At 35.4% G+C, this 13,164-nt stretch carries 8 protein-coding genes; all 8 read left to right on the forward strand.

Annotation, left to right across the window (positions count from 1 at the left end):
* Positions 1-2 precede the first annotated feature (2 nt).
* The 8 genes from CS063_RS11330 to CS063_RS11365 all read left to right on the forward strand — a co-directional run bounded on the left by CS063_RS11330 (position 3) and on the right by CS063_RS11365 (position 13,133).
* On the forward strand, positions 3-1,187 hold the full coding sequence (locus tag CS063_RS11330; RefSeq protein ID WP_099449810.1) for an MFS transporter: 1,185 nt from the start codon (positions 3-5) through the stop codon (positions 1,185-1,187).
* Positions 1,188-1,453: 266 nt separating this feature from the next.
* Positions 1,454-4,102, forward strand: coding sequence for a glycoside hydrolase family 78 protein (locus CS063_RS11335; RefSeq protein WP_099449811.1), 2,649 nt, complete (start codon positions 1,454-1,456; stop codon positions 4,100-4,102).
* A 21-nt stretch (positions 4,103-4,123) separates the two neighbouring features.
* Complete coding sequence (locus CS063_RS11340) at positions 4,124-5,476, forward strand: ABC transporter substrate-binding protein (RefSeq protein ID WP_099449812.1); 1,353 nt, start codon at positions 4,124-4,126, stop codon at positions 5,474-5,476.
* 80 nt (positions 5,477-5,556) lie between these two features.
* A complete protein-coding gene (locus CS063_RS11345; RefSeq protein ID WP_099449813.1) occupies positions 5,557-6,417 on the forward strand; it encodes a carbohydrate ABC transporter permease in 861 nt (286 codons plus the stop codon).
* Positions 6,417-7,247 carry a carbohydrate ABC transporter permease gene (locus tag CS063_RS11350; protein WP_099449814.1) on the forward strand — a complete coding sequence of 277 codons (831 nt, stop codon included), beginning with the start codon at positions 6,417-6,419 and terminating at the stop codon, positions 7,245-7,247. The genes CS063_RS11345 and CS063_RS11350 overlap by 1 nt, the downstream gene beginning before the upstream one ends.
* 123 nt (positions 7,248-7,370) lie before the next feature.
* Entirely contained in the window at positions 7,371-9,146 is a 1,776-nt protein-coding gene (locus CS063_RS11355) for a cache domain-containing sensor histidine kinase (RefSeq protein ID WP_099449815.1), read from the forward strand.
* A gap of 44 nt (positions 9,147-9,190) precedes the next feature.
* On the forward strand, positions 9,191-10,669 hold the full coding sequence (locus CS063_RS11360) for a response regulator transcription factor (protein WP_180270768.1): 1,479 nt from the start codon (positions 9,191-9,193) through the stop codon (positions 10,667-10,669).
* A gap of 130 nt (positions 10,670-10,799) precedes the next feature.
* The gene (locus CS063_RS11365) at positions 10,800-13,133 is read left to right on the forward strand and encodes a glycoside hydrolase family 95 protein (protein ID WP_099449817.1); all 2,334 of its coding nucleotides are present in this window, start codon (positions 10,800-10,802) and stop codon (positions 13,131-13,133) included.
* Positions 13,134-13,164 lie beyond the last annotated feature (31 nt).

Raw genomic sequence — 13,164 nt, forward strand, 5'->3', positions numbered from 1 at the left:
AGATGAAAAATTATACACATACATTAGTAGCAAGCTTTATAGGTTATATCACACAAGCGATTATTAATAATTTCATTCCATTACTTTTTTTGACCTTTCAAAGCAATTATGCTATCCCACTTAATAAAATTACATTGTTAGTAACAATTAATTTTGGAATACAATTATTAGTAGATTTGCTAGCTGCCCATTATGTAGATAAGATAGGCTACCGCACAGCTATAGTAGGTGCACATGTTTTTGCAGCAGCAGGGCTGGCAGGCTTAGGTATTTTTCCGGAGATTTTTGCAGAACCTTATATAGGGATTTTATGTGCAATTGTTTTATATGCTATAGGGGGAGGGATTATAGAAGTGCTTGTTAGTCCTATTGTGGAAGCTTGCCCTACAAATAAAAAATCAGCAGCTATGAGCTTACTTCATTCCTTCTATTGCTGGGGGCATATGTTAGTTGTTATTGTTTCTACACTTTTCTTTATAGGTTTTGGGATAGAGAATTGGCGAATCCTTGCTTTTGTATGGGCCATTATCCCACTTTTTAATGCTATTTATTTTTCACAAGTACCTATTAATACCCTTCATGAGGAAGGGGAGAGCTTTTCGATTAAACAGCTTTTTTCAGGAAAAATTTTTTGGATATTTGTTATCTTAATGGTTTGTGCAGGAGCGTCTGAACAAGCAATGAGTCAATGGGCGTCAGCCTTTGCGGAAGTAGGGCTTCAAGTATCAAAAACAGTAGGTGACCTTGCAGGACCTTGCTTATTTGCAGCTTTAATGGGGATTTCAAGGGTATTTTACTCTCGATTTAGTGAAAGAATGGATTTAGAACACTTTATGCTGGGAAGTGGCATACTTTGCATTTTTAGCTATTTACTAGCTGTATTTTCCACTCATCCTCTATTAGGTCTTATAGGATGTGGATTGTGTGGTTTATCTGTAGGAATTCTTTGGCCAGGGACTTTTAGTTTAGCCAGTGAGAAATGCCCACGGGGTGGAACGGCAATGTTTGCCTTCTTTGCTTTAGCAGGTGATTTTGGTTGTTCAGCAGGTCCAACAGTTGTAGGAATGGTTTCAAATGCTATGAATGGTAAGCTTAAGGCAGGCCTATTAGCAGCTATTATCTTTCCCATTCTACTTATAATAGGTCTCATATTATGTAAAAGAGTAACGGATAGGGGAGAAGTATAAATAAGGTTGGTATAAATAGTTTGAATTTCACAGTGGTAAATCTTTAGATTAAATGAGTTGCTAACGCTTCGATTTTAATGAGAGATTAATCACTGTGTTTTTTATGATTTAAATAAATATATAAAATGGCTAAAGTACATCCTATACTCTATAATTAGTCTGAATTTTACATTATACATAACTGGATTATCCATGTAATAAAAGAGTTTTTAGTAGTAATCTAAATGGGAGAAAGCTAATAAAAACTTATACGGAGGAGAGTAGAGATGTTAACGATTAAAAGACTTACTACTAATTATGAAGTAAATCCGAATGGTATAGGAAAAGAAATCCAGTTTGGATGGGTACTGCAAAGTGATAGGCGTAATGTCCTACAAGAAGCTTACCAGTTACAAATTGCAATAGATAGTCAGTTTAAGCAGGTAATTTATGATAGTGGCTTAGTAAAAAGTGAAGCATCTCATCAAATCAGCCCATTAGGTCTAGAACTAAAGTCCATGCAAAAGTATTATTATAGAGTGAATGTAACCGATAATAAGGGAGAAACAACAGGCTATAGTGAACCTGGATATTTTATCACAGGCATCTTGCAGTCTGAAGAATGGCAAGCAGAGTTTATTTCAGCTGAGACATTAAAAGATGCCGAGAATGCTAAAGGAACTTACATAAGAAAAGCTTTTCAGGTACCTAAAAAAATCAAAAGTGCTTATGTTGTTTCTACAGCACTTGGTCTCTATCATCTTTATTTAAATGGTAAAAAGATAGGGAATGACCAAATGGCACCGGGTTGGACCTCCTATAAAAAGCACCTTGTCTATCAGCTGTATGACATTACAACGGAGCTTACTGAAGGGGAGAATGTCATAGGAGCTATGCTAGGGGCTGGCTGGTATAAAGGTAAGATGGGGTTTGTAGGCCTTCGAAATCATTATGGTAAACAGACAGCATTACTTTGCCAAATAAAGCTCACCTATGAAGATGATACAACAGAAGTAATTAGTACGAATAAGAACTGGAAAGGTTATGATGCACCTGTTGTATTTTCAGAGATTTATGATGGAGAAATCTATGATGCACAATTAGAGCAAAGAGGATGGAATAAAGCAGGTTTCAATGATGAAGCTTGGAGAACTGTAGAAAGCATAGATTTTGATAAAAAAGTTCTTCAGCCACAAGGTGGAGGACGTGTTCAAGTTATAGAAACGATAGAGCCTAAACGTATTTTTAAAACACCACAGGGAGATACCGTTATTGATTTTGGGCAGAACCTCACAGGATGGGTTCAGTTTAAAGTGAAAGGCAAAAAAGGAGATAAAGTAGAAATTACTTGTTTTGAAGTTTTAGATAAAGATGGAAATGTATATTTAGATAACCTAAGAGGAGCAAAACAAACCCTCATCTATTATTGCAAGGATGAAGAGGAAGCTGTTTATGAGCCGCATTTCACCTTCCAAGGGTTTCAATATGCTAAAATAACGTCTTATCCAGGAGAAATAAAAGTTTGCAATTTTGAGGCACAAGTAGTCCATTCCAAGATGGCACCTACAGGAAGCTTTGAATGCTCCAATCCAGATGTGAATCAATTACAGCATAATATCTTGTGGGGATTAAAAGGAAACTTTTTAGACATTCCAACGGATTGTCCTCAACGCAATGAAAGATTAGGTTGGACGGGAGATGCACAAATCTTTTGCAGAACGGCTAGCTATCTTGTAAATACTTATACCTTCTTTTCTAAATGGCTTAGAGATGTAAAAGCAGATCAAACGCCAGAAGGAGGTGTGCCACATGTAGTACCAGACATCCTTACAGGGAAAAGTGATCATGACTGGTTATTAAGTCAAGGGACACATTCAGCCGCGGCATGGGCTGATGCAGCAGTCATTAATCCGTGGACACTTTATTTAACCTTTGGAGATAAACAGATTTTAAAAGAGCAATATGATAGTATGCGCAGCTGGGTAGAGTTTATGCGTACACATGCTGAAGGTGTAGTATGGAATTATAAGCTACAATTTGGCGACTGGGTGGCATTAGATGCAAAAGAAGGAAGCTACTTTGGTGCAACACCTAATGAATTAACAGGAACAGCGTACTATGCGTATTCTACAGAGCTCTTAGCTAAAACAGCCAAGGTATTAGGAAAAGAAGAGGATTATAAAACCTATACAAAGCTTCATCAAGAAGTTGTAGAGGGCTTCCAAAAGCTTTTCTTTAAAGCAGATGGTACGATGACAGCCCAGACACAAACCGCCCATATTTTAGCTCTGCATTTTAATTTAGTACCAGAAGCCTATAAAGAAAAGACAGTAGAGGGACTAATTAAGCTTCTTAATAAAGAAAATGGACACCTTGTAACAGGCTTTGTAGGGACGCCCTATTTCTGTCACGCCCTAAGCAAAAATGGTCATACAAAAGAAGCTTATGAATTGTTATTAAAAGATGATTTCCCCTCATGGCTCTATCAAGTAAAAATGGGAGCTACCACAGTTTGGGAACACTGGGATGGCTTAAAACCAGATGGAAGTATGTGGAGTGCGGACATGAACTCTTTTAATCATTACGCGTATGGAGCTATTGGTGAATGGCTTTACCGTGTAGTAGCAGGCCTAGAGATAGATGAAGAAAAACCAGGTTATAAACACACGATTATAGCACCCCATATAGGTGGCGATTTGGATTATGTGAAGGCTAGCTATGATTCAATATATGGAAAGGTTACTTCTAATTGGGAGGTAAAGGATAATAAGGTGAGTTTAGAGGTTACCGTGCCTGCTAATACAACAGCAACTTTATATCTAGACCAAGCAAAACAGATAGTAGAAACAGATGGTATTACATTTAATCAAGGGGAAACGTGTACGTATGCAACACTAGGTTCAGGTAGTTATCGTGTTGTATATGAAATAAATTAAAAATAAAGGGAGGAAGTAACAATGAAAAGTAAAAAATTATTAGGCTTATTAATGGGGTCAGCATTAGTAGTAAGTACATTTACTGGGTGTGGTAATAGTGGAGGAAGTGAGCAAGGCGCTTCAGCACAAGCTTCTCAAACAGGAGATAAGGTACAACCAGCAGATACTGAAACGAGCCAAGCTGAAAAAGTAACATTGACTATGCTAATAGATACAGATATTACCCTAAAAGGATTTCAAGAAGTGGCAAAGTTAGCAGAAGAAAAATTAGGCATTAGTGTAGAGATTGAAACCCGCCCAGGAGGAGCAGACGGAGATACTCTTGTAAAAACCAGATTGGCATCAGGCGATATGGCAGATATATGTCTTTATAATTCAGGGGCTTTACTATCCGCATTAAATCCAGCAGAATACTTTTTAGATTTATCTTCACAAGACTGGATTGACCGTTTAGATGAAACGTATAGAAAAACAGTAAGTATAGATGGAGCCACATATGGTGTGCCTTATTCTTCAAGCCAAGCAGGAGCTATTCTCTATTCTAAACCTCTTTATGAAGAGCTGGGATTAAAGGTACCTAATACATGGGATGAATTTATTGCAAATTGTGATGTGATTAAAGCGGCAGGGAAAACAGCTATTGTTGGAACCTTTGCAGATAGCTGGACAGCACAAGTTCTTTATCTCGGTGATCACTACAATGTATTAGCAGGAGACCCTACTTTCCCAGAGAAGTTTGAAGCAGGAGAGGCGAAGTATGCAACCAATTCAGCAGCACTTAGGAGTTGGGAGAAATTGGTGCAAACAAGTCCATATTATAATTCGGATTACTTAGCAACAACCTATGATGATGGCTGTGATATTATGGCCAATGCAGAAGCAGGTCACTGGGTAATGCTTACTCAGGCTTTATCAAATATTTATGAGCTTTATGGTGATAAAGTAAATGATATAGGTGTATTTGGTATACCTGGTGATACAGATACCGGACTTACTGCTTGGATGCCATCCTCCTTTTATGTGAATAAAAACTCAGATAAAGTAGAGGATGTTTTAAGGTTTTTAGAGTTCTATACGACAGAAGAAGCACTTGATGCCTATACAAGCGCAGTTTTACCAGATGGACCCTATTGTATTAAAAACTATCAAATTCCAGAAAATGGATATGATGCAGTTAAAGAGGATATGCAAGCTTACTTTGATGCAGGAAAAACATCAGTAGCACTTGAGTTCCAAACGGCTGTAAAAGGTCCAAACTGCCCTGCTATTTGTCAAGAAGCTGTTTTAGGTCAAAAGTCAGCTTTAGATTATGCAAATGCATACGATGCAGACTGCTTAAAGCAAGCTGTCCAACTAGGATTGAATTGGAAGTAGTTTGATGAATCAGAATTAAGGAGATTGGCTGCTTAACTAAAGAGCAGCCAATTCTATTAAAGAGAGAAAGGGGAGAAGCGATGGATAAGAAAAAAATCTATTCAAATTGGTTCTTAGTCCCAGCCATGACTATTTTTATAGTGATGTTTTTAGTACCAATGGTAATCTCTTTGTTTTTTAGTTTAACCGTATGGAATTTTAGGGATTATACCTTTGTAGGACTAGATAATTTCAAGATGTTTCTCACAGAGGCTTCACTTAATATTGGTATCAAAAATACATTGATTTATGCTATTTTAACTTGTTTACTTAAGGTAGTTCTAGCTTTTTTTATTGCCAACTTTCTAACGAGCAAAATTAAAACAAAGAATATTTTAAGGTCTGTTATATTTTTTCCGAACCTTGTAAGTACTATTGCAGTCGGAATTACGTTTGCTGCGCTCATGCATCCTTCAAAAGGATTACTTAACGCTACACTAGGCGTTTTAGGAATAGGACCTATTAATTGGTTAGGAGATCCAGGACTGGCACTTTATTCAGTTATTGGAACAGATGTATGGAAAGGGGTAGGCGTGGCCACTGTTATTTATATAGCAGGTATTCAGGCCATAGATAGGACGTATTATGAGGCTGCAGCAATTGATGGGGCAAGTAAATGGCAACAGCTTAAAGCTATTACTTTTCCACTTTGTAGACCCGCTATGAATTCCATTATCATTTTAGCTTTCGTAGGTGGGATGAGGAGCTTTGACCTTATTTGGTCTATGACAGGTGGGGGGCCTGGCTTTGCAACGGACGTAGTAGCTTCTATAGTTTATAAACAATATGGAGCAGGCTTTTATGGTTTGTCTACGGCTGGCAATGTTATCATGTTTATAATGATTGGCGTACTTGCATTCCCATTACAAAAGTTCTTGTTAAGTAAGGAGGTTGATGGATAATGAAAAACGAAAAGAAGTTATATCTTATAGGAGATATAGTAGGACTTCTTGGAGCGTTAATTATTTTTATTATTCCTTTTGGATTTATGTTTATAAATTCATTAAAAGAAAGAAGAGAAGCAAATCTCCTAAATATGAACTGGCCAGAAACCCTACAATGGGTAAATTATAAAGAAGTATTTACGGCCAATAATAGTATTGTACTTACTGCATTTAAGAATAGTATTCTGCTAACCCTTGGGGCGGTAGTTGTCCTGATTATGGTTTGTTCAATGGCAGGCTATGTCCTTCAGAGAAGAAGGGATAAACTATGTGGTTTTCTAAATGCACTTGTTTTATCAGGCTTAATGGTTCCACCAGCTATCCTTCCTACGATTTGGATGATGCAAAGATTAGGGATTTATAAAACCTTATGGGGGATGATTTTGATAGAAGTAGCCCTGCAAATTCCTTTTACTATTATGCTTTATAGAGGTTTTATGAATGCCATACCTGTAGAGTTAGAAGAGGCTGGCTACATTGATGGGTGTACGAGAGTAAGCTTATTTACACAAATTGTCTTTCCGTTACTAAAGCCTGTAACAGCCACAGTAGTCATCTTAAATGCTGCTACTATTTTTAATGACTTTACAAATCCTTTGTACTTTTTGCCAGGTTCGAAAAATGCAACAGTACAGCTAACACTTTATAACTTTATGGGACAGTATTCAAGTTCCTATAACTTATTATTTGCAGATGTTATTATCATTACATTACCTATGTTAGTTTTATTTATCTTTTTTAATAAAAGGATTGTAGCTGGAATGGTAGCAGGTGCTGTAAAGGGATAAAAATTTATAGTAATATAAAATAATAGGCAATATTGCATTAAGTATGAAGGCATGCAATACTATAAAAAGACTCGTTTATCACGGGTCTTTTTCAAAATTTAAGAAATAATTGGGGGCATTACATTGCATTTTCAAACCAAAATTATTTGTATGTATTCAGCATTTATTCTAGTAATAGCTATCATTCTAGGTTCTCTTTATAATCATTACAGTATAAAGCAATATGAACAAGTAGAATATAAAAATCTTAAATTAGTAGCAGAGCAGTTAGAGCAAAATTTAAATGAGTCACTCAAGCAAATGATACTCATCACAGATTATATTTTATCAGATATAGAGATTATTCAGGGTATTCGGGCGCTTAATGTGGAGGAGAGTGACAATGAGGCGGCGCTTAATTATAGGAATGATGCATTAGTTGCTATTCGATTAAAATTAAATATGGATTATATCCGTAAGCATTTTTACCGGGTAGTATTTTTTAATCAACGAGGAGATATTATTGCAAGTAATAATGAGGGGAATCGCATAATCAATCCTAGCCAATCAACATCGGATATTACATGGCTAAAGCAGGTAGAAAATACAAAAGGTAACCCTGTTATCATCGACCAGCACAAAGATAATTGGGGACTAAAAAGTAATGTAGAGGTATTTAGCTTAGTAAAAAAAGTACAAGGTAGTCAGCTTGGATATATTGAAGTACAAAAACAGATAGAAGATTTAAAACAAATTTTTCAAATAGCTAGAGAAAATCTAGGGGTTGTAGTGATTAGGGATAACGGAAATATATTTTACTCTAATTTACCCAGAGACTATGACGCATTTTATCAGCAAATAGTGAGGAAACTTAAAAAAGATAAATTTATCTATGCTAATCCAGAAAGTGGCAATAAAGAAATGATAGCCTTTGTCTACTGTGAAGAGGCTCAAAGCACCATTTTAGTAACAGAAGATATTTCTGAAATTAAAGAGGCTTCAGCCTATATTACCCCTACTATAATCTTGATTGCACTATGCTTAGTTGCAGTATCACTAACTTATATTGTTATTGTATCTAGACATTTAACAAAGCCTATTAGAAGACTGCGAGAGCAAATGGAAAATACGGGGCTAGAAAACTTGAAAGATGAGATAAGTGTAGAGCAATCAAATGACGAGATTTTAGCTCTTCAGAAATCTTATCAAAAAGTATTAACGAGATTAGATGAAGCAATTACAAAAGAAAAGAAGCAGTCTTTATTGCAAGTGCAAGCACAGTTTGACTTACTTCAAGCACAAGTCAATCCACACTTCCTTTATAATGTTTTAAATGTTATATCAAACAGGGGGATTATATGTGGAGATGAAGTCATTTGTGAGATGTGTGGTAGTTTAGCAGATATGTTACGTTATTCGACCAGTAACAAGAATAGACAAGCTACTTTACAAGAAGAAATCAAGTACCTAGAGCAATATTTCTATCTATTAAAATCAAGATATGATTATAAACTAAGCTATGTAATAGACATACAACCAGAGGTGAAGAATCAAATTGTTCCTAAAATCGTATTACAACAAATTGTAGAGAATTGCATTAACCATGGTTTTGAAAATAGGGTAGGTTGTATGGAGGTTAAAGTAAAAGCATGGCAAGAAGGGGACTATTGGTATGTGTGCATTGTAGATAATGGGGAAGGATTTAAAAGGGATATATTAGCACAGCTAGAAGAAAAGATGGAAGAGGTCAAAAAATGTTTAGAGAGCCATACAAGTAACATTCAACTAGAAATAGGCGGTATGGGGCTGATTAATACATATGCAAGACTTTACTTATTATATGGGGAACAGCTTGTTTTTGAACTAAAAAATAAAACAAGTGGAGCACAGGTACTTATTGGAGCGAAAAGGATAGGCTAGTAATAATAGATTAAAAAGTAGAGATGAGCTTGGGAGGAACTAAAATGTATTCAGTTATTGTAATAGATGATGAACCTACGGCACTCAATCATATTTGTACTATTATTCGTATGAAATGCCCAGAATTTACAATCATAGCTACCGCAGAAAATGGTCAAGAAGGTATTGAGAAAATTTGCAGCTATGAACCAGATGTGGTAATAACGGATATTAAGATGCCTATTATGAATGGCATTGAAATGGTAAAAAAGCTTCATGCCATGAAAAATGAAACGTATGTTATTATCATTAGTGGTTATCAAGAATTTGAGTATGCTCAAAGTGCTTTGAAGTCAGGAGTAGTAGATTATTTACTTAAACCTATCATACCAATAGATATAAAGGAAGTTTTAGGGAGAATGCAATTAAAACTTCAAAATAGAGCTTTTCAAAAACGTAATCAATTAATAAGAAGTTTGTTCTTAGGAGATAAGGTAGGGGAGTGGGAACTTAAAAAGCATTTTCCAAGTACTTATTATTATGGAGCTATTGTACGTCGTAATGGACTACCTAAAAGATTTTCTGATACAGAAGCCATAGAGATTTTTTCTTTTGAAGAAGATATTATGTTTACATATGGAAGAGATGAAATGGAGGCTTTGTATCTATGTCCCAAAGAAGCACTCAATTATCAAGAATTTGAAAAACTTATTGAACATGAAATTGATAAAGTAAAGGATACGGTAGGTTATATAACTACTGCTATTTACAAAGAGGCTTTTGAACCCCAATGTATTACAGATGTGGTGAAAAAATTATATCGTATATTGGATAGTAATACAGCAATTGGTTATTCACAAATATTAACGATAGGGGAGGAAGAGTTAGAAGATAAAATTTATAAGATAGATGAAAATAAGTTTATGGAACAAATAGAATATCACATGAAAAAAAATCAAAGAGATAAGGTATGGATTGATATTATGGAGTTTTTAAGAGAATGTGATAGAGTGCATTATCCACAACTTCTTCTAGAAGGTATAGCTAGGAAAATTCTATATAGTATTCAAAAATATGATAAGAGTACAGATAGACACTATACAGATGAGTTTATGCTAGAAGATGCTTTTTATTATGCAACCAATGGAAATGATTTATTAGAGAGTTTACAAGATATATATAACAAGTATCTTAGAAGAGGACAAGATATTGTGACAAAAGTAGATACTCCTGAGTTTTTACAAAATATTAAGATGTACATTGAAGCCAATATAGTAGAGGACCTTTCTCTTTCTAGTATTTGTAAGAATTTTGGAGTTTCACAGACTTCTCTTAGTAAACTTTTTAGGAAATATGAAGGGGACTCCTTTAATAATTATTTGACGACAAGGAGAATAGAAAAAGCTAAAGAGTTGTTTAAGAATAATGAAGGTATACTGATTAAAGATGTAGCAGCTCTAGTAGGTTATAAAGATCAATTTTATTTTAGCCGTATCTTTAGATCGATTGTAGGAGTATGCCCTTCAGATTATACGGAAAAGTGATGAGTGTAAGGATTCTTAATTTTACATAACATAGGATTAGATTGTCCATATTTTAGGGGGATTCTTAGTGGTAAACTATAGGAGGAAGAGTTAATAAATGAAAAATAACAGTAATTAGGGGGAAGTTTCGTTGAGGAATAAAAATTACCTTTATGCAGATCAACCAGCAAAATGTTGGCAAGAAGGGTTTCCGTTAGGAAATGGATTTATGGGAGTCATGCTATACGGCGGGTATGAGTTAGATTTGCTAGACCTTTCAGAAGCTACTTTTTGGTCAGGAGCTAAATCTGAGGCAAACAATCAGCCATCTGCTGCAAGTGCTTGGCGGGAAATGAGAAGATTAGTAGAATGTGAAGACTATGAGACAGCTTCTCAGGTAGCGGAACAATTTATTGGAAGGCGTCATAATTATGGAAGTAACTTACCAGTTGGGCAACTTAGAATAGGATATAATTACTCAAATAAAAAAATTGAAAGCTATAAACGAAGTTTGGATTTAAATACAGCCCTAGCAGTAAGTGAATACAGTGTAGAGGGAAAGGCTATTAAAACAGAAGCTTTTTTATCTTACCCTAAACAATGTTTTTGTATGAGGATTTTTAATCCAGACAAAGAGAAAATGGCTATAACATTAGAATTTAGAGCAGATAATAAGCCCTTTCAAGTAAATGCTTATAATAACACACTGTATTTTGATGTACAAGCAAGGGAAAAGATTCATAGTGATGGGAAAAGTGGGACAACTTTACAAGGTTATTGTAAAGTTATTTTAGAGGAAGGAACATGTAGGGAAGAAGCGGGACAACTGATTATAGATACACATTCAGATTTAATTTTATGTGTAGCAATGTGCACGGATTTTAATGGGAGGGACCCAAAGGAAGCATTAGGGGTTTGTAAATTAAATACCTTTTCAGAGTATGAGGCGATTAAACAAGAACACATCAAGGATTTCTCAAAGTACATGGATAGAGTCGAATTAACCTTAGATACTGAAGGGGATATGAATGATAAGACTCTTTCTGAGTATCTCCATTATTTAGAGAAAACAGGGAAAAACAATAAGTTAACAGAGCTTCTGTTTCAATATGGTAGGTACTTGCTTTTATCTTCATCTAGGGAACAATCTATTTTGCCAACTCATCTTCAAGGAATATGGAATGACAGTGTAGCATGTCAGATAGAGTGGACATGTGATATGCATTTAGATATCAATACACAAATGAATTATTGGCTTTCTGAACCAGGTAATTTAGCAGAATGTCATCATCCTTTGTTTCGGTGGATGGAGCAATGTGTTATTCCTTCAGGAAGGGAGAGTGCACAAAAAAGCTATGGACTTTCTGGATGGAGTGCAGATCTTGTTTCAAATGCGTGGGGCTTTACAGCACCTTATTGGTCGAATACTATCTCTCCTTGCCCCACCTCAGGTATTTGGATGGCATCAGACTATATGGAACACTATAGATATACACAAGATTATACCTTCTTAAAAGAACATGCTTATCCTGTTATAAGTGAGGCGATAGATTTTTTTGAAGAGTATGTATTTTATAATAAAGAAGGAAAGTTAAGCTGTGGTCCTTCTATTTCACCAGAAAACTCCTTTATGAAAGGAGATAAGGAGTTTTTCTTTTCCAATGGATGTACCTATGAGCTTGTGATGATTCGGGAGTTATTTAGACAATATGAAGAAATAGTAAATATTTTAGAGGCACATGATGATTTAAATAGATTGGATCAGCAAAGAAGGGACAGGATTAAACAATTAGAAAAAGAACTATTGCCATATAGAATTCTTGAGGATGGTACTTTAGCAGAATGGAACCATAACTATACAAGTAGGGATAAACAACATCGTCATACGAGTCATTTGTTAGGTGTTTTTCCTTATAGTCAAATTACTCCTAAAAGGAACCCTGATTTAGCTAAGGCAGTAGAGTATTCTCTTGAAAAACGACTAGAACCTAGTGATAACTGGGAAGATACGGGATGGGCTAGAGCGCTAGTACTATTGTATTATTGCAGGTTACATCAACCAGAAAAAGCATATAGGCATCTTTATAGTTTGCAAAGCAAGTTACTTAATCCCAATCTTATGGTAATGCATCCACCAACTAGGGGAGCAGGTTCGTTTGCCCCTGTATATGAACTAGATGGTAATACTGGGTGCAGTATGGCAATTATTGAGATGTTAATGCAGAGTCATAATGGACAGATTCATTTATTGCCATGTCTTCCAAAGGAGTGGAAAAGAGGACATATAAAAGGCATTAAAGCAAGAGGAAATATCGAGGTTGCAATGAAGTGGGATAAGGGGGAATTGATTTCTGCTGACTTCATAGGAGAAAGTAAGAAAAATATATCTATAGTTTATAAAGGAATAGAAATTCAGTTAAACCTTGAAGCGGGTAGAATGAAGACAGTAAAAGCATCTGATTTTTTAGTGCTGCCTATCCATTAAGCAGGTAAAACGTTAGATATAGCTTAAAACA

Source organism: Sporanaerobium hydrogeniformans (genome assembly GCF_002735925.1).
Taxonomy (GTDB): Bacteria; Bacillota; Clostridia; order Lachnospirales; family Cellulosilyticaceae; genus Sporanaerobium; species Sporanaerobium hydrogeniformans.